Origin of the sequence: Xylophilus ampelinus (assembly GCF_003217575.1) — a bacterium.
Classification (GTDB): domain Bacteria; phylum Pseudomonadota; class Gammaproteobacteria; order Burkholderiales; family Burkholderiaceae_C; genus Xylophilus; species Xylophilus ampelinus.
In genome coordinates this window covers 107,304-130,390 of the sequence record NZ_QJTC01000001.1, presented here as the reverse complement: position 1 = coordinate 130,390, position 23,087 = coordinate 107,304, and the positions used below count along the sequence as shown (strand labels likewise).

17 protein-coding genes and 1 pseudogene are annotated in these 23,087 nt (G+C 70.1%); 9 read left to right on the top strand and 9 right to left on the bottom strand.

From position 1 onward, the window contains the following. Nucleotides 1-8: 8 nt before the first annotated feature. The 3 genes from hemF to DFQ15_RS00515 form a co-directional block, all read right to left on the bottom strand. Nucleotides 9-944: an oxygen-dependent coproporphyrinogen oxidase gene (gene hemF / locus DFQ15_RS00525; RefSeq protein ID WP_110464083.1), complete on the bottom strand. Its 936-nt coding sequence runs from the start codon at nt 942-944 to the stop codon at nt 9-11. Beyond that, complete coding sequence (gene purD, locus DFQ15_RS00520) at nt 944-2,224, bottom strand: phosphoribosylamine--glycine ligase (protein WP_110464082.1); 1,281 nt, start codon at nt 2,222-2,224, stop codon at nt 944-946. The genes hemF and purD overlap by 1 nt, the downstream gene beginning before the upstream one ends. A gap of 82 nt (nt 2,225-2,306) precedes the next feature. Then, complete coding sequence (locus DFQ15_RS00515; protein WP_110464081.1) at nt 2,307-3,032, bottom strand: YebC/PmpR family DNA-binding transcriptional regulator; 726 nt, start codon at nt 3,030-3,032, stop codon at nt 2,307-2,309. A 154-nt stretch (nt 3,033-3,186) separates the two neighbouring features. On the opposite strand from DFQ15_RS00515, the gene DFQ15_RS00510 reads away from it, so the two are divergent. From DFQ15_RS00510 to upp, 5 genes and pseudogenes are all read left to right on the top strand, one after another. Continuing rightward, entirely contained in the window at nt 3,187-4,704 is a 1,518-nt protein-coding gene (locus tag DFQ15_RS00510) for a helicase HerA-like domain-containing protein (RefSeq protein WP_110464080.1), read from the top strand. Nucleotides 4,705-4,855: 151 nt separating this feature from the next. Further along, nucleotides 4,856-5,473, top strand: a pseudogene (locus DFQ15_RS17630) (2Fe-2S iron-sulfur cluster-binding protein); the annotation flags it as partial. Between the two features lie 48 nt (nt 5,474-5,521). After that, nucleotides 5,522-6,493, top strand: a complete 972-nt coding sequence (locus tag DFQ15_RS17625) for an FAD binding domain-containing protein (protein WP_233504216.1) — start codon at nt 5,522-5,524, stop codon at nt 6,491-6,493. Between the two features lie 19 nt (nt 6,494-6,512). Next, nucleotides 6,513-8,720 carry a xanthine dehydrogenase family protein molybdopterin-binding subunit gene (locus tag DFQ15_RS00500; RefSeq protein ID WP_110464078.1) on the top strand — a complete coding sequence of 736 codons (2,208 nt, stop codon included), beginning with the start codon at nt 6,513-6,515 and terminating at the stop codon, nt 8,718-8,720. Between the two features lie 232 nt (nt 8,721-8,952). After that, nucleotides 8,953-9,588, top strand: a complete 636-nt coding sequence (gene upp / locus DFQ15_RS00495; RefSeq protein WP_110464077.1) for a uracil phosphoribosyltransferase — start codon at nt 8,953-8,955, stop codon at nt 9,586-9,588. Between the two features lie 162 nt (nt 9,589-9,750). Here upp and DFQ15_RS00490 read toward each other — a convergent pair whose 3' ends face one another. After that, nucleotides 9,751-10,023, bottom strand: a complete 273-nt coding sequence (locus DFQ15_RS00490; protein ID WP_110464076.1) for a hypothetical protein — start codon at nt 10,021-10,023, stop codon at nt 9,751-9,753. A gap of 375 nt (nt 10,024-10,398) precedes the next feature. On the opposite strand from DFQ15_RS00490, the gene DFQ15_RS00485 reads away from it, so the two are divergent. Further along, nucleotides 10,399-11,685 carry an amidohydrolase family protein gene (locus DFQ15_RS00485; protein WP_110464075.1) on the top strand — a complete coding sequence of 429 codons (1,287 nt, stop codon included), beginning with the start codon at nt 10,399-10,401 and terminating at the stop codon, nt 11,683-11,685. 180 nt (nt 11,686-11,865) lie between these two features. Continuing rightward, nucleotides 11,866-12,072 carry a hypothetical protein gene (locus DFQ15_RS00480; RefSeq protein ID WP_110464074.1) on the top strand — a complete coding sequence of 69 codons (207 nt, stop codon included), beginning with the start codon at nt 11,866-11,868 and terminating at the stop codon, nt 12,070-12,072. A 42-nt stretch (nt 12,073-12,114) separates the two neighbouring features. Here DFQ15_RS00480 and DFQ15_RS00475 read toward each other — a convergent pair whose 3' ends face one another. From DFQ15_RS00475 to cls, 3 genes are all read right to left on the bottom strand, one after another. Continuing rightward, on the bottom strand, nt 12,115-13,347 hold the full coding sequence (locus DFQ15_RS00475) for a cystathionine gamma-synthase family protein (protein ID WP_110464073.1): 1,233 nt from the start codon (nt 13,345-13,347) through the stop codon (nt 12,115-12,117). 93 nt (nt 13,348-13,440) lie between these two features. Then, nucleotides 13,441-14,880 carry an exodeoxyribonuclease I gene (sbcB, locus tag DFQ15_RS00470; protein ID WP_110464072.1) on the bottom strand — a complete coding sequence of 480 codons (1,440 nt, stop codon included), beginning with the start codon at nt 14,878-14,880 and terminating at the stop codon, nt 13,441-13,443. A gap of 205 nt (nt 14,881-15,085) precedes the next feature. Further along, the gene (gene cls, locus DFQ15_RS00465) at nt 15,086-16,552 is read right to left on the bottom strand and encodes a cardiolipin synthase (RefSeq protein WP_110464071.1); all 1,467 of its coding nucleotides are present in this window, start codon (nt 16,550-16,552) and stop codon (nt 15,086-15,088) included. A gap of 148 nt (nt 16,553-16,700) precedes the next feature. Here cls and DFQ15_RS00460 point away from each other — a divergent pair, with 148 nt between their 5' ends. After that, complete coding sequence (locus DFQ15_RS00460) at nt 16,701-18,119, top strand: lytic murein transglycosylase (protein ID WP_110464070.1); 1,419 nt, start codon at nt 16,701-16,703, stop codon at nt 18,117-18,119. 41 nt (nt 18,120-18,160) lie between these two features. Here the strand turns inward: DFQ15_RS00460 and DFQ15_RS00455 are convergent, their stop codons facing one another. Together DFQ15_RS00455 and DFQ15_RS00450 are read right to left on the bottom strand one after the other, a co-directional pair. Continuing rightward, nucleotides 18,161-19,543, bottom strand: coding sequence for a 3-deoxy-D-manno-octulosonic acid transferase (locus tag DFQ15_RS00455; RefSeq protein WP_110464069.1), 1,383 nt, complete (start codon nt 19,541-19,543; stop codon nt 18,161-18,163). Between the two features lie 355 nt (nt 19,544-19,898). Then, on the bottom strand, nt 19,899-21,281 hold the full coding sequence (locus DFQ15_RS00450) for a phosphomannomutase/phosphoglucomutase (protein WP_110464068.1): 1,383 nt from the start codon (nt 21,279-21,281) through the stop codon (nt 19,899-19,901). A 169-nt stretch (nt 21,282-21,450) separates the two neighbouring features. Here DFQ15_RS00450 and DFQ15_RS00445 point away from each other — a divergent pair, with 169 nt between their 5' ends. Beyond that, nucleotides 21,451-23,067: a DNA-3-methyladenine glycosylase 2 family protein gene (locus DFQ15_RS00445; protein ID WP_110464251.1), complete on the top strand. Its 1,617-nt coding sequence runs from the start codon at nt 21,451-21,453 to the stop codon at nt 23,065-23,067. Nucleotides 23,068-23,087 lie beyond the last annotated feature (20 nt).

Genomic DNA, 23,087 nt, shown 5'->3' with positions numbered 1-23,087 from the left:
GGCAATGCTCACACCCAGTCCCGGGCAGGCAGGAAATGCGCGGCGAGCGCTGCTTCGGGCGACCCGGCCTCGGGCCGGTAGTCGTAGCGCCAGGTGGTCAGCGGCGGCATCGACAGCAGGATCGATTCGGTCCGGCCGCCCGACTGCAGGCCGAAGTGGGTACCCCGGTCCCAGACCAGATTGAACTCGACATAGCGGCCACGGCGGTAGAGCTGGAAGTCACGCTCGCGCTCGCCGTACGCAATGTCCTTGCGCCGCGCCACCAGCGGCAGGTAGGCGGGCAGGAAGGCATCACCCACCGCCTGCACCATCGCCTGGCTGCGCTCGGCGCCCAACTCGGCGAAATCGTCGAAAAAGATGCCGCCGATGCCGCGCGCCTCCTGCCGGTGCTTCAGGAAGAAATACCGGTCGCACCATTCCTTGAAGCGCGGGTACTTGTCTTCGCCGAAGGGCGCCAGCGCATCGCGGCAGGTGGCGTGGAAATGCCGCGCGTCGTCCGCGAAGCCGTAGCACGGCGTCAGGTCCATGCCGCCGCCGAACCAGCACACCGGCACGTCGCCGGGATGGCCTGCCGCGATCATCCGCACGTTCATGTGCACCGTCGGCACGTAGGGATTGCGCGGATGGAAGACCAGCGACACGCCCATCGCCTCGAACGGCGCGCCGGCCAGCTGCGGCCGGTGCTCGGTGGCCGAGGGCGGCAGCCGCAGGCCGCGCACGTGGGAGAAGCCGCAGCCGGCCCGCTCGAACACCGCGCCGCCTTCCAGGATGCGGGTGATGCCCTGGCCCTGCAGCGGCTCATCGGCCGCTTTCTGCCACGGATCGGTGACGAAGGCGGCGGTGCCGCCGGCCTCGGCCTCGATCGCCTCCAGTGCCGACACGATGCGCCCTTGCAGGCCCACCAGGTAGGCGCGCATCTGCCCCGCCGGGTCCGTGGCCGCCATCAACCGCGCAGGGCCCTGAAGCCGATGTCGCGGCGGTACTGCGCGCCGTCGAAGTGCACGCCGCGGGCCACGTCGTAGGCACGCTGCTGCGCCTGGCGCACGTTGTCGGCCAGCACGGTCACGCAGAGAACCCGGCCGCCCGAGGTCTTGACCACGCCGTCTTCCAGCACGGTGCCGGCATGGAACACCATCGCATCGTCCTCGTCGTCGGGCAGGCCGTGGATGGCGTCGCCCTTGCGCGGGTCGAGAGGGTAGCCGTGCGCGGCCATCACCACGCCCAGCGCCACGCGGCGGTCCCACTGCAGCTCGACCTGGTCGAGTCGCCCTTCGGCGGCCGCCAGCAGCACATCGGAGAGGTCGCTCTTGAGGCGCATCACGATCGGCTGGGTCTCGGGGTCGCCCATGCGGCAGTTGAATTCGAGCGTCTTGGGCCGGCCCTGGGCATCGATCATCAGGCCGGCGTACAGGAAGCCGGTGTAGGGGATTCCGTCCTTTTCCATGCCGCGGATCGTCGGCAGGATGATTTCGCGCATCGCCCGGGCGTGCACGTCGGCGGTGACCACCGGTGCCGGCGAATAGGCGCCCATGCCGCCGGTGTTGGGACCCTGGTCGCCGTCCTGCAGCCGCTTGTGGTCCTGGCTGGTGGCCAGGGCGGTGACGTTCCTGCCGTCGCACAGCACGATGAAGCTGGCTTCCTCGCCCTGCAGGAATTCCTCGATCACCACCCGGGCGCCGCCTGCGTTGTGCACTACGCCGAACTTGTTGTCGGCCAGCATGAAGTCGATCGCCTCGTGCGCTTCGACCAGGCTCGTCGCCACCACCACGCCCTTGCCGGCGGCCAGGCCGTCGGCCTTCACCACGATCGGCGCGCCCTTGGCGTCCACATAGGCATGGGCCGCGGCGGCGTCTGTGAAGGTGTCGTACTCCGCCGTCGGAATGCCGTGGCGCTGCATGAAGGCCTTGGAGAACGCCTTGGAGCTTTCCAACTGGGCGGCCGCCCGGGTCGGGCCGAAGACCTTCAGGCCGTGGGCCCGGAACTCGTCCACCACGCCGGCCGCCAGCGGTGCCTCGGGGCCGACGACGGTCAGGCCGATCTTCTCGGCCAGCGCCCAGGCGCGCAGGGCCCGCACGTCGGTGATCGCGATGTTCTCCAGCTGCGCATCGCGTACGGTGCCGCCGTTGCCCGGCGCCACGAAGACCATCTGCACCTTGGGCGACCGGGACAGCTTCCACGCCAGGGCGTGTTCGCGGCCGCCGCCGCCGATGACGAGAACCTTCATGCGGCACCTCCGGTCGCACAATTAGAACCGGCTTCACGCGAGGAGGGAAATGGCGCAGGTGCGCCACGGAAAAAGAAAGGGTTCATTCGGAAATCGCGGCGTTGTGGAATACGGCCTGCACATCGTCGATGTCTTCGAGGGCGTCGAGCAGCTTTTGCATCAGGGCGGCGTCTTCGCCGGCCAGGTCGATCGTGTTCTCGCCGCGCATGGTGACCTCCGCCATGTCGGCGGCGAGGCCGGCGGCCTCGAGCGCGTCCTTCACCGCTTCGAACTCGGCGGGCGGCGCCAGCACCTCGATCGCGCCGTCGTCGCCGGTCACCACATCGTCGGCACCGGCCTCCAGCGCGACTTCCATCACCTTGTCCTCGTCGGTGCCGGGCGCGAAGACCAGCTGGCCCACATGCCTGAACTGGAAGGCCACCGAGCCCTCGGCGCCCATGTTGCCGCCGTACTTGCTGAACGCATGGCGCACGTCGGCCACGGTGCGCACTCGGTTGTCGGTCATGGTGTCGACGATGATCGCGGCGCCGCCGATGCCGTAGCCCTCGTAGCGGATTTCCTCGTAGTTCACGCCTTCGAGGTTGCCGGTCGCCTTGTCGATGTTGCGCTTGATGGTATCGGCGGGCATGTTGACCGCCTTGGCCTTGTCGACCGCAAGCCGCAGCCGCGGGTTGATGCCCAGGTCACCGCCACCGGCGCGCGCGGCCACCATGATTTCCCGGATGACGCGTGTCCAGACCTTTCCGCGCTTCTCGTCCTGCCGCCCCTTGCGGTGCTGGATGTTCGCCCATTTACTGTGTCCGGCCATGCTTCGTATCTCTTCTCGTGATGCAGAGGATGGCCCGGGGTCCGGGCCATGCGCGATTTTACCTTTCGGACCGTCGCTGCCGGGCGGGCGGCGGCGGTGGCGACGGGCGCCCGCTGGCTACACTGGCGCGCCCTACCGTCTTTCGAGAGTGTCGATGTCCACTGCCTTCCCGTCCCTGACGATCGCGCGCAATTCCGACGCCACGTTCGACATGCTGCCCGCACTGGCCAACCGGCACGGACTGATCACCGGCGCCACCGGCACCGGCAAAACGGTCACGCTGCAGACGCTGGCCGAGCGGTTCTCATCGATCGGCGTGCCGGTCTTCCTGGCCGACGTGAAGGGCGACCTGGCCGGTATCGCCGAGCCGGGCCGCATCGGCGAGAAGCTGCGCGCGGTGCTGGAAAGCCGGGGGATCGTGCCGCCGGAACCCGCGGCCTGCCCGGTGACCTTCTGGGACGTGTTCGGCCAGAGCGGTCATCCGGTGCGCGCCACCGTGTCCGACCTGGGGCCGTTGCTGCTCGGCCGGATGCTCGACCTGAACGACACCCAGGCGGGCGTGCTGAACCTCGTCTTCCGGATCGCCGACGACCAGGGCCTGCTGCTGCTCGACCTGAAGGATCTGCGAGCGATGCTGCAGCACGTGGCCGACCGGGCTGCCGACTACAAGACCCGCTACGGCAACGTGAGCGCCGCCAGCGTCGGCGCGATCCAGCGCGGCCTGCTGCAGATCGAGAGCCAGGGCGGCGACCGCTTCTTCGGCGAGCCGATGCTCGACATCCAGGACCTGCTGCAGACCAGCGGCGGACGCGGCGTGGTCAACCTGCTGGCGGCCGACAGGCTTATGCAGTCGCCCCGGCTCTACGCCACCTTACTGTTATGGCTGCTGTCGGAGCTTTTCGAGCAGCTGCCCGAGATCGGCGACCCCGACAAGCCGAAGTTGGTCTTCTTCTTCGACGAGGCGCACCTGCTGTTCGACGGCGCGCCCAAGGTGCTGGTCGAGCGGATCGAGCTGGTGGTGCGCCTGGTGCGTTCCAAGGGGGTCGGCGTCTACTTCGTCACCCAGAACCCGCTGGACATTCCCGACAGCGTGCTGGCCCAGCTGGGCAACCGGGTGCAGCATGCCCTGCGCGCGTTCACCCCGCGCGACCAGAAGGCGGTGCGCGCCACCGCCCAGACGATGCGGCAGAAGCCCGGCCTGGACATCGAGGCGGCCATCACCGAACTGCAGGTGGGCGAGGCCTTGGTCAGCTTGCTCGACGCGCAGGGCCGCCCTTCGGTGACCGACCGCGCCTTCGTCCTGCCGCCGGCCAGCCTGCTCCGGCCGATCGCGCCGGAGCGGCGTGCCCAGCTGATGGCGCAGTCCCTGGTCGCCGATGTGTACGAGAAGACCGTCGACCGGGTCTCGGCCTACGAGATGCTGCGCGATCGCACCGCCACCGCGGCGCAGCCGATGCCCGGCACGACCGGCGCGGCCGGCAAGACCGAAGACGGCGGCTCGATGGGCGGCCTGCACGACGTGCTGTTCGGCAGCACCGGGCCGCGCGGCGGCAAGCGCGACGGGCTGGCGCAGTCGATGGTCAGGTCGGCCGTCCGCACCATGGGCACCACCGTCGGCCGCGAGATCATCCGCGGCGTGTTGGGCAGCCTGTTCGGCGGCCGCAAGCGATAAGGCGCCTTTCGCGGCGCCTGGGCACTGCAGCGCGCGGCGGTGTCCGTTGCCGCCGGACGACGCCGTCCTACATTAGCATGCTACCTCTGGTCCTTATCGTGAGCAAAGGGATTCATCCGAATCCTTCCCCACGATAAAAGACAGGATCACCATGGCTTCCTCGCTTCCAGCCGTAACGGTTCGCCGGCGTACGGTGCTGCAGTCGACCGTCTGTGCCAGTGCCGCTGGCGTGTTGGTCGGCACGGCCGACAGTGCCTCCGGCCAAACCGCCGCGGCGCCCGCTCCCGCCCCGGTCACGCCGGATGGTCCGACCCTGCCGGTGCGCCTCACCGTCAACGGCGAGGAGCATGCGCTCCAGCTCGACCCCCGCACTTCTCTGCTCGACACGCTGCGCGAGCACATCCACCTCACCGGCACCAAGAAGGGCTGCGACCACGGCCAATGCGGCGCCTGCACCGTGCTGGTCAACGGCGAGCGGATCAACTCCTGCCTGACCCTGGCCGTGATGCACGACGGCGACAAAGTCACCACCGTCGAAGGCCTGGTCACCGGCCAGCAACTGCATCCGATGCAGCAGGCCTTCATCGACAACGACGGCTTCCAGTGCGGCTACTGCACCCCCGGCCAGATCTGCTCGGCCGTCGGCATGCTCGACGAAGCCCGCCGCGGCATGCCGAGCAACGTGAGCGAGAGCCTCGAAGGCAACGCCGCCCTGTCCGACGCCGAAATCCGCGAGCGCATGAGCGGCAATCTCTGCCGCTGCTCGGCCTATCCGAACAATCGTCGCGGCCATCCGCGTCGTCGCGAAGGGCCAGGCATGAAACAGTTCAGCTACGACCGCGCCGACTCGATCGAGTCCGCCGCGCAGATGCTCGCATCCCGCCCCGATACCAAGCTGATCGCGGGCGGTACCAACCTGCTCGACCTGATGAAGCTGCAGATCGAGACGCCGGCCCACCTGGTCGACGTGAGCCGCCTTCCGCTGGCCGACATCGAGGCGACGGCCGAAGGGGGCGTGCGGATCGGCGCGATGGTGCGCAACTCGACCCTGGCGGCCGACCCGCGCATCCGGCGCGACTACCCGGTCTTGAGCCGGGCGCTGCTCTCGGGCGCCTCGGCCCAGTTGCGCAACAAGGCGACCACCGGCGGCAACCTGCTGCAGCGCACCCGGTGCCCCTACTTCTACGATACCCACCTGCCCTGCAACAAGCGCAAGCCCGGCAGCGGCTGCGCGGCCATCGGCGGCGTGAACCGGATCCACGCGATCCTGGGCGCGAGCGAGGCCTGCATCGCGGTTCATCCCTCGGACATGGCGGTGGCGATGCACGCGCTGGATGCGCAGGTCGAGACCCAGGGCCCCTCCGGCCGCCGCACCATCCCGATCGCCGACTTCCACCGCCTGCCTGGCAACGAGCCGGAGCGCGACAGCAACCTGGGGCCGCAGGACGTCATCACCGCCGTGGTGCTGCCCGCACCGGTGGGCGGACGCCAGATCTACCGCAAGGTGCGCGACCGCGCCTCCTACGCCTTCGCGCTGATTTCGGTCGCCGCCATCGTGCAGCCGCAGGGCAGCAAGACCGGCAGCGTGCTGGCGCTCGGCGGCGTGGCGCACAAGCCCTGGCGACAGCCGGCCGCAGAAGCGGCGATCCGCGACGGTTCAGCCGGCAAATGGACCGCCGCCACCGACGCATTGCTCGCCGGCGCCAAGGGCCAGGGCCACAACGATTTCAAGATTCCGCTCGTACGCCGCACCGTGACCGCCGTGCTCGAGGAAGCGACCCGCGCCTGAGCGCGACCGAAGGAACCCCATGGAAATCAGCCAACACATTCCGCGCAACGCGCTGGACGACAACGCCGCCGGCACCGTCGGCAAATCGATCAGTCGGGTCGACGGCCGGCTCAAGGTCACCGGCCAGGCCACCTATGCGGCCGAGTACCACGAGATCCGGGCGGCCTACGGCTTCATCGTCGGCTCCGCCATCGGAAAGGGCAGCATCGTGTCGATCGACACCGCAGCCGTCAGCAAGATGCCCGGCGTACTGTTGGTACTGACGCACGAAAACGTGGCCCGTCAGGGCAAGGGCAAGCGAACCAAGGCTCAGTTGGTGGGCAGGGACATTCACCACTACGGCCAGCCGGTCGCCCTGGTCGTCGCCCGCGGCTTCGAACAAGCGCGCGACGCCGCCGCGGCCCTGACCGTCAAATACGCCGACGACAGCAAGGCCACGGGCCGTTTCGACCGTGAGTCGATCGTCGACACCGCCAGCAAGCCCAAGGCCTCGGACCCGAGCCAGCCGGTAGATACCGCCGTCGGCAAGTTCGACCCGGCCTTCGACAAGGCCGAGGTCAAGACCGACGTGACCTACACCACGCCCGACCAGTCTCACGCCGCCATGGAGCCCCATGCGACGATCGCCGAGTGGAAGGACGGCGCTTTGACGGTGCACACCTCCAACCAGATGCCGAACTGGGCGGTCGAAGGTCTCTCCGGCGTGCTGAAGACAGGCAAGGACAAGGTCCGCGTGATCACCCCTTACATAGGCGGCGGCTTCGGCGGCAAGCTCGACGTGTGCAACGAAGCGGTGTTGGCCGCACTGGCCGCGCGCAAGCTCGACATGCCGGTGAAGGTGGTGCAGACGCGCCAGCAGGTCTTCTTCAACACCTCGCGCCGCAGCGAGACGGTGCAGCGCCTGCGCCTGGGCGCGCACCGCGACGGCACCCTGGTGGCGATCGGCCACAACACCTGGAGCGACAACCTGCCCGACGAGAGCACCTACGAGCCCGCCGGCCTGGGCACGCGAATGCTGTACGCCGCGCCTAACCGCGAGACGACCCACCGCCTGGCCGCGATGGACAAGGTGGCGGCCGCCTCGATGCGCGCGCCCGGCGAAGCTGTCGGCATGCTGGCGCTCGAGAACGCGATGGACGAACTGGCCGAGCGACTGGGCATGGACCCGGTCGCGCTGCGGATCAAGAACGAGCCGTCGCAGGACCCGGAGAAGAAGGTGCCCTTCTCCAGCCGCAGCCTGGTGGCCTGCCTGGAAGACGGTGCCCGCCGCTTCGGCTGGTCGCGCCGCAGCGCGCAGCCGCGCCGGCAGCAGGAAGGCCGCTGGTGGATCGGCATGGGCGTGGCCGCCGCGGTGCGGGCCAACCCGCTGGTGAAGTCGAAGGCCCGGGTGCAGCTGCAGGAATCGGGCAACGTGCTGGTACAAACCGCCATGACCGACATCGGCACCGGCACCTACACGATCCTGTCGCAGATCGCGGCCGACCTGCTCGGCGTGCCGCTCGACAAGGTCGAGGTCGAGCTGGGCGACACGCTCTACCCGGCCGGTGCCGGATCGGGCGGCTCCTGGGGCGCCGGCAGCTCGGGTAGTTCGGTGTACGACGCCTGCATGAAGATCCGGGCCCAGCTCGCCCAGCGCGCAGGCACGGTGCCCGACAAGGCGACCATCGCCAACGGCGCCCTCACCGACGGCGCGCAGACCGTGTCGGTCGCCGATCTGGCGAAGCGCGGCGCGGTGGAGGCCCTCGGCGAGGTGGCGCCCGGCCAGAACGAAAAGACCCACACCCAGGCCGGTTACGGCGCGCACTTCGTCGAGGTGGGCGTCAACATGGACACCTACGAAGTGCGGGTCCGCCGCATGCTGGGCGTCTTCGCCGCCGGCCGTATCCTGAACGAGAAGACGGCACGCTCCCAGTGCATCGGCGGGATGATCTTCGGCGTCGGCGCCGCGCTGCACGAGGAACTGGTGACGGACAAGCGCTACGGTTCTTTCATCAACCACGACCTGGCGGAATACCACGTGCCGGTGCATGCCGACATCCCCGACATCGAGGTGGTGTTCCTGCCCGAACTCGACGAATGGTCCAACCCGCTGAAGAGCAAGGGCATCGGCGAACTGGGGATCTCCGGCGCCGGCGCCGCGGTGACCAACGCGATCTACAACGCCTGTGGCATCCGGGTGCGGGACTACCCGGTCACGCTGGACAAGCTGCTGGAGCAGGCCGCGTAAAGTACGCACGCCCGCCCTCCCGGGAAGGCCGGCGTTCCGCGAGGGCGCCGGCCTTTTCTGCATCTGCGGCTCCCGTGTCGTCCGGTGCCGCCCCGAGTTCGCAGGCCGTTTCCGAACGAACGGTCCGCTCTGGCATGCAGCTTGCGTCGTCCCGCGCCATACGCCCTCGTCCGGTCCGACGGCCGGCCCGGCAATGCCCTCTCCCGCCGCGCATCCTCCCGGGACAATCCCCATGGCCACCACCAACCTCCATGTCATCTCGCATCCGCTGGTGCAGCACAAGCTGACCTTGATGCGCAAGAAGGACACCGGCACCCCCGGCTTTCGCCGGCTGGTCGGCGAGGTGAGCACGCTGATGGCCTACGAGGTGACCCGCGACATGGCCCTGCAGGACGTCGAGATCGAGACGCCGCTGGAGACGATGCTGGCGCCGATGATCCGCGGCAAGAAGCTGGTGCTCGTCTCGATCCTGCGGGCCGGCACCGGCATCCTCGACGGGATGATGTCGGTGTTGCCCGGTGCCCGCGTCGGCCACATCGGCATGTACCGAGATCCCGGCACGCTGCAGCCCGTCGAGTACTACTTCAAGATGCCCGCCGAAACCGAGGAGCGCGACCTGATCGTGGTCGATCCGATGCTCGCCACCGGCAACTCGGCGATCCTGGCCATCGACCGGTTGAAGAAGCTCAACCCCAAGTCGATCAAGTTCCTCTGCCTGCTCACCTGTCCCGAAGGCGTGGCCGCGCTGCAGGCCGCCCATCCCGACGTGCCGATCTACACCGCGGCGATCGACCGCCAGCTCGACAGCCACGGCTACATTTTGCCGGGACTGGGCGATGCCGGCGACCGTCTTTTTGGAACCAAATAGGGCGGCAGCCGTCGATGGTCCACGGCAGATAGCTATACTTTCGATAGCAAGCGCAGCGTTACGACAGAAGCGCCGCCGACGAGGCCTCGCCCGCCCGTGGTGCGGCCGATGGCGACGGGTCGGGCAAAACGAGCGAGCGGGTCGGAGTCCGAACGCCCGGCGTTACTGAGGCGCACCCCATCCCGCATCGCGCAGGGGAGCCGCGCCCTGCCCCTGGGGCAGCGACGTGCGCGGGCCGCGCGAGCCGATGCCCATCAAATCGAGCTCGAACACGCCGCCTCCCAACGCGCCCAGGTAGCTGGAGTAGCAGACGTCGGATTTCTCGATCTCGGTCCAGGCGCCGGTGCCCCCAGCGTCTTCCAGCATGACCCAGCAGAACACGCCCGGCCGTGGCTCGCTGACGCTCAAGGCGATATGCCGCAATTCGTCCCTCATTTCGAACTCCCATGGTTTCCCGTATTGCTCCGCGCATCTATGGAATAGGCCCGTACAACAGACATCGCGGGGCCAGCAGCCAGCGTCTGCGATCGCCGAGGAACCGGCAGCGGTGAGGACGAACCGCGGTGCCGAGTCCAACGACTAAAAACCTATTCAAACATTCTCCATAGTAATTTAATGCGACGTTCATGTTTATTGTGGTGTTGTCCTACAACATCACTCCGAATGCGCGATCGCGGTCCACCGTGCTCGCGTGTCGTGCGCACCGCCGCTTCCGGCTTTCTTGCCCGATCGCTCGGGCGATCACCTCCGCCGAAACCCGCCGACCCCTCCGCCAGCCGCCCGCCCCTATCCACCTACCGCCGCCCCGCCATGCTCCAACTGCTCGTCACCCACGCCACCCTGCCCGACGGCCGCGCCGACATGTCGATCGCGGTGCGGGACGGCCGCATCGTCGAGGTCGCAACCGGCCTGCAGGCACCCGCGGCCGAGACGCTAGATGCCCAGGGCCAGCTGCTCAGCCCGCCCTTCGTCGATGCGCATTTCCATCTCGACGCGACCCTGAGCTACGGCCTGCCCCGCATCAATGCCAGCGGCACGCTGCTCGAAGGTATCGCGCTGTGGGGCGAGCTGAAGCCGCAGCTGACGCATGCGGCGCTGGTGGAGCGCGCACTGGCCTACTGCGACTGGGCGGTGTCGCGCGGCCTGCTGGCGATCCGCAGCCATGTCGACACCAGCGACCCGCGGCTGGTCACGGTCGAGGCGCTGCTGGAGGTGCAGCAGCGGGTGGCGCCCTACCTGGACCTGCAGCTGGTCGCCTTTCCCCAGGACGGCGTGCTGCGCACCGCCGGCGGGCTGCGCAGCCTGAAGCGCGCGCTCGACATGGGCGTGCGGGTGGTCGGCGGCATTCCGCATTTCGAGCGGACGGCGGCGGCCGGTGCCGAGAGCGTGCGCCTGCTCTGCGAGCTGGCGGCCGAGCGCGGCCTGCCGGTCGACATGCACTGCGACGAGACCGACGACCCGCTGTCGCGCCATATCGAGACGCTGGCCGCCGAGGCGCTGCGGCTCGGCCTTCAGGGCCGGGTGACCGGATCGCACTGCACCTCGATGCATTCGATGGACAACTACTACGTCAGCAAGCTGCTGCCGTTGCTGGCCGGGAGCGGCGTGAACGTGATCGCCAACCCGCTGATCAACATCACCCTGCAGGGCCGGCACGACACCTACCCCAGGCGTCGCGGCATGACGCGGGTGCCCGAGCTTATGGCCCACGGCGTGCCGGTCGCCTTCGGCCAGGACTGCTGCATGGACCCGTGGTACAGCCTGGGCTCGGCCGACATGCTGGAGGTCGCCCACATGGGACTGCACGTCGCGCAGATGACCGGCCAGGCGGCGATGCGCCAGTGCTTCGATGCGGTGACCACCACGCCGGCGCGAATCATGGGGCTGGAGGGCTACGGGCTGGCGCCGGGCTGCCATGCCGACTTCGTGCTGCTGCAGGCCCGCGACCCGGTCGAGGCCCTGCGCCTGCGCGCCACTCGGCTCAAGGTGGTCCGCCGCGGCCGGCTGCTGGCCGAGAACCCGCCCGCGACGGCGGCGCTGCACCTGCCGGGCAGGCCGTCGCAGGTCGACCGGCTGCACCGCCCCGCAATCGCCTGATGCTATTATTTTTATAGCTAAAGGTCGGCGAACGGCGCCGACCGGGGGCGTATTTTGTTCGTCGTTCGGCGTGCGATCGGAAGAAGCCGACCGACACGCGGACGTGTCGCCCGGCCGACACCCCATCGCGCAGCGCCACCCGGACAATGGACGTTTATTCCCGCTGCCGAGAGCATCCGTATGACCACCACCCCACCCGCTGTTGCCCAAGCCGAAAAAGCCATCGGCGCCGTCCTGGAAGCGCTCGAGAACAAGACCGGCGGCGAGGTGAAAGACCTCGCGCTGGAAGACATGGTCGACATCGACCCGCAGACCGGCCAGCCCGCGGTGCAGAAGGCGGTGGAGATCACGCTGGAGCACAAGGTCGCCAAACGCTGGTCGCGCTGAGCGCCAGGGCGCCCCGGCCGCCGCCCGCGTCGTCCTCGCGGCTTACCGCAGGGCCTGCGCCAGATCGGCGCGCAGGTCGGCCTCGTCTTCCAGCCCTACCGACAGCCGCACCAGGCCGTCGGCGATCCCCATGTCGGCCCGCACCGCCGCGCCCGCTTCCCAGAAGATGGTGTTGGCCACCGGGATCACCAGGCTGCGGGTGTCGCCCAGGCCGGTCGCCGTGACCGGCAGCCGCAACCGGTCGATGAAGGGCAGGCAGTCCTCGGGGTTCTGCAGCTCGAACGCCATCAGCCACGAGCCCGCGCCGAAGAGCCGGCGCGCCAGCGCGTTCTGGGGGTGCGAGGCGAGCATCGGGTAGTGCACCCGCGCCACCGCCGGATGCGCCTCCAGGAACCCTGCCAGCGCCAGCGCCGTGGCGCTCACCTGCTTCAGCCGCAGGGTGAGCGTCTCGGCGCCGACCGCGATCGCATGGGCATGCTGCGACGAGAGCGAGGCCCCCATGTCGCGCAGGCCCTTCTTGCGCAGCTGGGTCAGGCCCCATTGCCGGGCGTCGCCCTTACGGTAGGGCGCCGCGACGTTGGGATACGCCGACCAGTCGAACAGCCCGGTATCGACCAGCGCGCCGCCCAGGGCGTTGCCGTGACCGGCGATGGTCTTGGTGAGCGAATGAAGCACCAGCCCGGCGCCGACCACGGCGGGCCTGAACAAGGCCGGCGACAGCACGGTGTTGTCGACCACGTAGAGAATGCCGCGCTCCTTGCAGAGCGCACCGATCGCTTCCAGGTCGGGAATCTGGGTGCCCGGGTTGGCGATGGTCTCGACGAAGACCATCCGTGTCTCGGGCCGCAAGGCCGCGGCGACATGCTCGACCGCGGTGGCATCGACCCGGCTCACCGCCACGCCCAGGCCGGCGATGGTGTCGAGCACGCTGTTGGTGTTGCCGAAGACGAAGCGGCTGGCCACCAGGTGGTCGCCGGCGCGCAGCAGGGTCAGGAACAGCGCCGCGACGGCCGCCATGCCGGTCGCGAAGCTCACCGCGCCGACGCCGCCCTCCAGCCGCGCGAGCTGCGCCTCCAGCGCAGCCGTGGTCGGCGTGCCCTGGCGGGCGTAGTTGTAGGCGCCCTTGAGCGTGCCCTGGAAGACGCCGATCAGATCGTCGACCTTGTCGAAGCCGTACTGGGTGGAGACGTGGATCGGCGGGTGCACGCCGCCGTGGTCGGTGCCGAAGGCCCGGACGGCGTGGACGATGTCGGTGGTGATGCCGCGAGAGGTCATGGTGCTGGGATCGAAGGCGGGTGCCCGGCGGCGGGACGCCGGCCGGTGCGGAATTTGCCGCCAAAGCCTGGCGGCACGGCAGGGATTGGCGACTCAGCCGGCCGGCACGACCGCCTCGGCATAGTCGTACAGGGCGCCGAGGATCGCCTCGCCCCGCGCATCGGCCGTTTCGCCCAGGGCGTCGATGCGGGCGAAGTATGCGTCCACCGAGAGGGCGCCGCCCGCGCCTTCGAGCAGTTTCTCGGTACGGTGCTGCTCCCAGCGCTGTTGTTCGGCCTCCGACAGGGTCTCCACGAAATTCCGCGCGCGGTAGCGAAACAGCAGCTCTTCCAGCCGCGGATCGTCGAAACCGGTGCGGGCGGCGGCCAGGGCCTCGGGCGCCAGGGCGCGCAGTCGGGTCAGCCGGCGCCGGTCGGCATTGCCGACGAAGCCGCCGTACAGGTCCTCGTCCACGTCGCGCGGGCCCTCTTCTCGCGGCCGGCGGTAGACCTCGGCCCAGATGGCCGACAGGTCGGGCAGCGCACGGGCGGCCTCGGCGTGCCGGCCCGCCTGCTCCAGATCGATCTGCCAGCGGGCCGCCATTTCGGGCGAGAGGGTGCGCAGCTTGCCGACCACCATCGGCGACTTGTTCAGGTGCACGCCCTTCAGCGGCAGCCGGACCACGCCCTCGGGCAGGTCCGCGGCGCGGCTGAAGACGCGCTGGCGGATCGCCTCGGCATCCAGGCCGGCCAGCACCGACGGATCGTGCGCCAGGTCCCAGGCCAGGATCTCGTTCTTGTTGGTGGGGTGCTGGGCCAGCGGCCACATCACCGCCAGGCAGCCGCGGTCGGCCGGGAACATGCCCGACACGTGCAGGAAGGGCCGGGCGGCCTGCGCGGTGGACGGCAGGCCCAACTCGGCCGCGACGCGGTCCTTGCGGTGCAGGCCGAAGGCGAAGTCGAACAGCTTGGGCTGCCGGTCGCGCACCAGCCGGGCCAGGGCGATGGTGGCCCGCACGTCGGAGAGCGCGTCGTGCGCCGCGTCGTGCAGCAGGCCGTTGGCGCGCGCCAGGTCTTCGAGCTTGAAGCTGGGGCTGCCGTCCTCCTTCCTGGGCCAGACGATGCCGTCGGGCCGCAGCGCGTAGGTGAGCCGCACCACGTCGAGCAGGTCCCAGCGGCCGCAGTCGTTCTGCCATTCGCGCGCATACGGGTCGGCCAGGTTGCGCCAGAGCATGAAGCGGGTGATCTCGTCGTCGAACCGGATGGTGTTGTAGCCGACGCCTACGGTGCCGGGGGTGGCGAAAGCGGCCTCGATCTGCGCGCAGAAGGCATGCTCGGGCACACCGCGCTCCAGGCAGGTCTGGGGGGTGATGCCGGTGATCAGGCAGGCCTCGGGTTCGGGCAGGAAATCGGGCGCGGGCTGGCAGTAGAGCATCAGCGGATCGCCGATCTCTCGCAGGTCGGCATCGGTGCGGATCGCGGCGAACTGGGCAGGACGGTCGCGGCGCACGTTGGCGCCGAAGGTTTCGTAGTCGTGCCAGAAAAAGGTGTGCATCGGCGGCAAGCGGAAATCTGGAAGCCCGCCAGTATGCCGCCCGCCTGCGGATAAGTCGTTTCAGGACACAGGCACCTACACCGCCTGTCCGCCCGGACGACGACCCCGCCTCTTCAGGACGCAGTGGAACCGGCTCCGCCGGGCCGCCAGCGTCGCCTCCGCGAGGGTGTGGGCGAAGACACGCAGTGCGCAGCCTGGGGGTGGTCTATAACAACGGCGAGAACAGGCGCGCGGTGGCGTCGAACAGCTTCTGCCAGGCGGGCAGCCGGCGGTCGGCCTCCACCCGCATCGACTTGCGCAGGTCGCGCTCGAACTGCGCGCCCAGCGGCACGGTCAGCGTCGGCCCGTAGACGAAGGCGCAGATCTCGTAGTTGAGCCGGAAGCTGCGGTTGTCGAAGTTGGCGGTACCGACCACGCCGCAGTTGTCGTCGAACACCATCGTTTTGGAGTGAAGCATCCGCGCCTCGTACTCCCAGACCTTGGCGCCGGCCTCGATCAGTTCGTCGAAATAGGAGCGCGCCGCGGCGCTGACGATGCGCGAATCGCTGCGCATCGGCACCATCACCCGCACATCGACCCCGCGCAACGCGGCGCTGGTCAGCGCCATCAGCGCGGGCGAGCCGGGCACGAAGTACGGCGTTGTGATCCACACCCGGCGCACCGCGCCGTGGATCGCCGCCAGCACCATCCGGTGGATCGCCTCGTAGGCGCTGTCGGGACCGGAGGCGACGATCTGCACCGCGTGCTCGCCCACCACCGTCGGCCGCAGCAGCCTGTCGAAGTCTTCCGCCGTGCGCCGCTTGCGCTCGCCGGTGGCGTAGACCCAGTCTTCCAGGAAGACCATCTGCAGCCAGCGCACCGCGTTGCCCTCCAGCCGCAGGTGCACGTCGTGGTAGGCGTCGGGGCGGGTGCGCTCGTCTTCCTCGTCGGTGATGTTGAGACCGCCGGTGAAGCCCACCTCGCCGTCGCACACCACGATCTTGCGGTGGGTACGGAAGTTGATCACCGGCCGCAGCCGCCGGCCGATGCGGCTGTCGTGGAACCGGCCCACGCCCGCGCCGGCAGCCTCCAGAGGCGCGAAGAAGCGCCTGCCGAGCCGCTTGGAGCCCAGCGCGTCGACCAACAGCCGCACCTTGACGCCCTGCCGCGCCTTCTCGACCAGCAGGTCGCGCAGCGCGGTACCGATCTTGTCGGGCTCGAAGATGTAGTACTCGAGGTGCACATGGTGGCGCGCCGCCCGGATCGCGTCGAACAAGGCCTTGTACGTCTGGGCGCCGCCCACCAGCAGCCGCACGTCGGACGCGGTCGAGACCGGGATGTCGCAGGTGGCTCGGCCCAGCAGGCCCATCTGCTGCAGGTGCTGCGGTGCGTGGTCGCTCAGGGCGCGCAGGTTGGCGAAATCGCTCTTCGCGTACAGGTTGGCATGGCTGCGGATCCGCTTGACCCGCTGGCGCCGCAGCCGCTGCGGGCCGAAGAAGTAGTACACACCGAAACCCAGCACCGGCAGCCAGGCCATCGACAGGATCCAGCCGAGGGTGGAGAGCGGTGAACGCTTCTGCAACACGATCCAGACCGCCAGGACGGCGATGTAGGCGGTCCAGGCGAAGGACAGCGTGGTCTTGACGGTGTCGGGCACGGCCGGAAGGTCGGGCAGATCGGAGAGCGAAAGCATGAGGCCCCAGGGGAACGCGGTGGCGGATTCTAGGTTTACCGCACGACCGGGCCGCTGCGGCCTCGCCGCTGAGGTAACCCGGTGTTGCGGCGCCCCGCGACGGGAAGGGACAATCGACCGACTCCTTCTGCCGCCGACGAGCCCGCCCATGCCCTTCTCCTCCGTGCCTGCCGTGTCCTCTTCCAGCGTCGCTGCGCCTGCGTTCGACACGGCCCGTTTCGCCGAACCGCCCGCGGCCCACCGTCGCCTCGCCGCCTGCGCATCGCTGGTGGCGGCGCTGGCGCTGGCCGGATGCGCCGGCCCACCGGCGGCGACGCCGGGCATACCGCCGGGCGGGACATCGACCGCACCGGCCGCGCCCGTGGCCGCACCGGCTGCGCCGGCGCCCTCTCCCGCGCCGGCCCCCGCCGCCACGGCCACGGCCACGGTGCACGACGCCGCCCAACAAGCCGCCTTCGCCCGCTGGATCGCCGATTTCTCCGCTTACGCCCGCACCCAGGGCATCCGCGAGGCGACCCTGCGCGACGCCTTCGACGGCGCGCAGTACCGGCCCCGCACCATCGACCTCGACCGGTCGCAGCCCGAGTTCGTCCGCCCGGTGTGGGAGTACCTGGCCAGCGCGGTGTCGGAGCAGCGCGTGGCCAACGGCCGCGCCAGGCTGGCGCAGGTGCGCACCGAGGCCGATGCGGCCCAGGCCCGTTACCGGGTGCCGGCCGCCACGATCGCCGCGATCTGGGGCATGGAGAGCAACTACGGCGCCAACTTCGGCGACTTCCCGACGGTCGATGCGCTGGCCACGCTGGGATTCGAGGGCCGCCGGCAGGACTGGGCGCGCAGCGAGCTGCTGGCCGCGCTGAAGATCATCGACAACGGCGACATAGACAGCCGCCACATGGTCGGCTCCTGGGCCGGCGCGATGGGCCACACCCAGTTCCTGCCGTCGAGCTTCCTGGCCTACGCGGTCGATGCCGACGGCGACGGCCGGCGCGACATCTGGGGCAGCATGGCCGACGTGATGGCCTCCACCGCCAATTACCTGGCCCGCGCCGGCTGGCGCCCGGGCGAGCCCTGGGGCGTGGAGGTGCAGCTGCCGCCCGGCTTCGACTACGCCCGCGCCGACATGGCCGTGCGCCAGGACGCCGCCGCCTGGGCCGCCGCCGGCCTGCGCCGCGCCGACGGCACCGCCCTGCCCGCCCTGACCGATGCGGCGGTGCTGCTGCCGGCCGGCGCGCGCGGCCCGGCCTTCTTGGTCGGCCCCAATTTCCGGGCGATCCTGCGCTACAACAATTCCGACAGCTATGCCCTGGCGGTCGGCATGCTGGCCGACCGGATCGACGGAGGCGGCCCGCTGGCCACGCAGTGGCCGGTGGATCTGCCGCCGCTCGGCCGCAGCGCGCTGCAGCAGATGCAGACAGCGCTCAACGCCAAGGGGTTCCCGGTCGGCACGCCGGACGGGCTGCTCGGGCCGGCGACGCGCGACGGCCTGCGGCACTACCAGCAGAGCGTCGGCCTGCCGGCGGATGGGTATCCGACGCCGGAAGTGCTGCAGCGTTTGCAGGCGCCCTGAGTCAATGGGCGCTGCCCGCTGACGATGTGTCCGCCCGACCGCTATCCGACCCGCCGCCGCGCCAGCAGCGCGCAGATCGCATCCGCCGTCCGGGCCGAGGCGCCGCTGTGCGAGGCCGCGAAGGTGGTCGATGCCGCGGCCGCCTTCCGCTGTGCGGCGGGATCGCCGACCAGCCGTACGGCCACCTCCATCGCCTGCGCCATGTCCGCCACCCGCATCGCCGCACCCGCCGCCGCGGCCTGCTCCGCCGCGTCGGCGAAGTTGAAGGTGTGCGGCCCCATCACCACCGGGCAGCCGCAGGCCGCCGCCTCGATCAGGTTCTGACCGCCCAGGGTCTCGAAGCTGCCGCCGAGCAAGGCGGCATGCGCCATGCCGTAGTACAGCGCCATCTCGCCGACCGAATCGCCTAGCCAGACGTCGGCTTCCGGCGGAGCGCCTTCACCGTCCGGCCACTGGCTGCGGCGGGCGACACGCAGCCCGGCGGCCTGCAGCAACTGCGCGACTTCGTCGAAACGGTTGGGATGCCGCGGTACCAGGAGCCACTGGACATCGGAAGCGCCAGACAACCCCTCTGCTATCATTTCTGTAGCTAGTGGTCGGCATTCTGCGCCGGCTGCGGGCACTTTTCGTTTGAATTCTTCTATCCACATCGCCTCTTCGCCCTCGCGCGAGCTGGCGAACAGCACCACCGGCCGCGCGCCTGCATCGCGCCAGTGCCGGCCGCGCGCCAGCAACGCCGCGTCGGGCGCGGCGTCGAACTTCAGGTTGCCGAAGACGCCCTGCACCGGCGCGCCCAGGCGGCGCAGCCGCGCGGCATCGTCGGCATGCTGGGCCCACACGGCGGTCAACCGCGCATACGCAGGTCGGGCCAGCAGGTGCAGGCGCTCCGACTTGACGAACGAGCCGGTGTTGAGCCGCGCATTGGTCACCACCAGCGGTACGCCCTGCTCCACGCAGCCGGCGACCAGGTTGGGCCAGACCTCCGTCTCCATGAGGATTCCGATGTCGGGCGCAAAGGCCCGCAGGAACCGGCGCACCGCCTGCGGCGTATCCCACGGCTGCCACACCTGCCGGTCGCCCGGCCGCAGCAGCGTGCGGCCCTCGGCCCGGCCGGTGGCGGTGCCGTTCGTCAACAGCAGCCGCATGCCGGGCAAGCGCGCACGCAGAGCCGCCACCAGCACCGCAGCGGCCCGCGTCTCGCCGAGCGACACCGCATGCAGCCACACCGTCGGCCCGGCGACTGCGGCTGCTTCCGCAGGCTGCGCCCAGCCCCCCGGTTCGTAATGCCCGAACCGCTCTTCCACCGCCTCCCCGTAACCTGCCTCCACCCGGGCCCGCCGACGCAGCTTGCGACGCAGCAACGGCTGCGCCACGGTCAGGGCGGCCGAATAGCCCATCAAAGCAAGGCGAGAGAGAAGGCGCATGGACGGAAATGAAAACGGAGCAGCAAAACCACTCCGTTAGAGAAATAAACCGCTACTCAGCGACGCGGCAGGTTAGACGCTCTCCCCTTCAGGGAGACCGCAGAACCGGCTCCGCCGGGCTGCCGGTCTCGCCCCCGGCGGGGGGTGGCGACGACACGCAGTGCGGAGCCTGGGGGACTGCTAAGAGCGGCTAACACAACCCTGCTGGCGTCGTTGCCGCACCTTGTCGTACTACTCGTACTGTCTGCGATGCGGCGCCTAGCCAGAACCGCTTCGCTGGGTTGTGTTAGCCGCTCTAAGTCTTCCCCGGCGAGGGGGGAGGCGCAGACACGAAGTGCGGAGCCTGGGGGTGAGCTCAGTGCGCCGCGGCGCCGATCTTCGCGTCCGGCTTCACCGTCTTCAGCAGCGCCGTCATCGCTTCCTCGATGCGGTGCAGCGCCTCGGGCGTGTGGCCTTCGAAGCGCAGCACCAGCACCGGCGTGGTGTTGGAGGCGCGCACCAGGCCGAAGCCGTCGGGCCAGTCGACCCGCACGCCGTCGATCGTCGAGACCTTGGCCGGCGCGTCGAACTTCGCCGTCTCGACCAGCTTCTGCACCAGGGTGTGCGGCTCGCCCTCGGCACAGGCCACGTTCAGCTCGGGCGTAGAGAAGCTGGTCGGCAGCGCATTGAGCACCGCGCTGGCGTCGGGGCTCTTGCTGACGATCTCCAGCAGGCGGCAGCCGGCGTAGGTGCCGTCGTCGAAGCCGTACCAGCGCTCCTTGAAGAAGATGTGGCCGCTCATCTCGCCGCCCAGGGGCGAATCGGTTTCGCGCATCTTGGCCTTGATCAGCGAGTGGCCGGTCTTGAACATGGTGGCCTTGCCGCCGGCCGCCTCGATCGCGGGCGCCAGGCGCTGGCTGCATTTCACGTCGAAGACGATTTCGCCGCCGGGTACGCGCCTCAGTACGTCCTGCGCGAACAGCATCATCTGGCGGTCGGGAAAGATGTTCTGGCCGTCCTTGGTGACGATGCCCAGGCGGTCGCCGTCGCCGTCGAAGGCCAGGCCCAGCTCGGCGTCGGTCTCCTGCAGCTTGGCGATCACGTCGCGCAGGTTCTCGGGCTTGCTCGGGTCGGGGTGGTGGTTGGGGAAGTTGCCGTCGACCTGGCTGAACAGCTCGATCACCTCGCAGCCGATGGCGCGGAACACGTCGGGCGCCGAGGCGCCGGCGATGCCGTTGCCCGAATCGACCACGATCTTGACCGGCCGGGCGAGCCGGATGTCGCCGGCGATGCGGGCGATGTAGTCGGCGGTGACGTCCACCGTGCGGACGCTGCCGCCATCCTTGCGCGGGGCGCTGTCGTCGTCCATCGTGCGGCGCAGGCCCTGGATTTCCTCGCCGTAGATCGCCTTGCCGGCCAGCACCATCTTGAAGCCGTTGTAGTCCTTCGGGTTGTGGCTGCCGGTGACCTGGATGCCGCTGTTGCAGAGCGTACTGGCCGCGAAATACAGCATCGGCGTGGTGACGGTGCCCACATCGATCACCTCCACGCCCGAAGCCACCAGGCCGTCGATCAAGGCCTTGCCGAGAGCCGGGCCGCTCAGCCGGCCGTCGCGGCCGACGGCGACGGCCCGCTCGCCGAGCGCCAGCGCGGCGGCGCCGAAGGCCCGGCCAAGCGCCTGCGCCACGCCCTCGTCGAGGGCGGCGGGGACGATGCCCCGGATGTCGTATGCCTTGAAGATGGACGGAGCGAATGCCATGGGAAGATCTTTCTGCTGGATGAAAAATGCCCGTCGATTCTAGGCATGCCACCCAGCCGGGCCTGTGGGACAGATGCGCGTGCTGGGCCGTCGGGGGCGCTACGGACAGACCCGAGGAGATGTCCGGAAACGGCGTGTGGCCGGCCGGTCCGTCCGTATCATCGACCGCATGGACCAGCCCGCTTCGCCCCCCGCCCGCCCTGCAGCGCCCGAGGAAGGCGACATGTCGGCCCCCGGCCCCGCCGCCACGCCCGACGGCGACGCCTGCTACCGCGCCCTGGCGGCGCACGATGCCCGCTTCGACGGCCGCTTCTTCACCGGCGTGACCTCTACCGGCATCTACTGCCGGCCGGTGTGCCGGGTGCGCATCCCGCGGCGCGAGAACTGCCGCTTCTTCACCCTGGCGGCCCAGGCCGAGCGCGCGGGCTTCCGCCCCTGCCTGCGATGCCGGCCCGAGCTGGCGCCGGGCACCGCCGGCACCGTCTGGTCGATGCACGACGCCGCTGCGGTACTGGCGCACGAGGCGGCGCGCCGGCTGGACGACCCGGCCCGCTGGCTCGCCGCCACCCGCGACAGCGCCGCCGCCCCGGTGCAGCGGCTGGCCGCGCGGATGGGCGTCAGCGACCGACACCTGCGCCGGGTGTTCGAAGGCGCCTTCGGCGTTTCGCCGCTGCAGTACCTGCAGACCCGCCGGCTGCTGGCCGCCAAGCAATTGCTGGCCGACACCGATCTGCCGGTAGCCGACGTGGCGCTGGCCGCCGGCTTCGCCAGCCTGCGGCGGTTCCAGGCGGCCTTCCTGGCGCACTACGGGCTGGCGCCGGTGGCGGTGCGTCGGGAGCAGGCACCGTCCGCGGACCGGTCCGGCACCGGCGCGCCGACGGCGCAGGCACGGCTGGCGTACCGGCCCCCGTACGCGGTCGCGGGCATGCTGGCGTTCCTGAAGCGCCACCTGGTGGCCGGCGTGGAGGCGATGGTCGACACGCCCGCCGGCCCCGCATTCCAGCGGGCGCTGGCGCCCCGCGGCGGCGCCGGACCGTCCGGCTGGCTGCAGCTGCGGTTCGACGAGGCGCGCAACCAGGTGCTGCTGCAGGTGAGCGACAGTCTTCTGCCGGTGCTGCCCACCGTGATCCGCCAGGTGCGCGCCCTGCTCGACCTGGATGCCGACCCGGCCGCGATCGACGCACTGCTCGGCGGGTACTTCCCCGGCATGGCCGGCTGGCGGGTGCCGGGCAGCTTCGACGGCTTCGAGCTGGCGGTGCGCGCCGTGCTGGGACAGCAGGTGACGGTGGCCGCCGCCTGCACCTTCGCCAACCGGCTGGCCGCCCGTTATGGCGCGCCGCTGGCCACGCCGCACGGCGGGCTGCTGCGGTTGTTCCCCACGCCGGCGGCGCTGGCCGCCGCCGATTCGGACACGCTGGGCGGCCTGGGCATCGTGCGCCAGCGCCAAGGCGCGATCCAGGCGCTGGCCCGGGCGGTGGCCGACGGCTCCCTGGTGCTGGAGCCCGGCTGCCCGCCGGCCCCGGCCATCGCCGCCCTGGTCGCCCTGCCCGGCATCGGCGACTGGACGGCCCACTACGTCGCGATGCGGGCGTTGGCCTGGCCCGACGCGTTTCCGGCCGGCGACGTGGCGCTGCAGGAGGCGATGGGCGTACGCGGACGGCCCCGGCCGGCCAAGGCGGCGGAAGAGGCGTCGCAGGTCTGGCGCCCCTGGCGGAGCTACGCCGTGCTGCGCGCCTGGCACGCGCTGGAGCCGCTGGCAACGCCCCGTCTGTCCGCTATCGAATAGATAGCTACTAACCTTCGCCC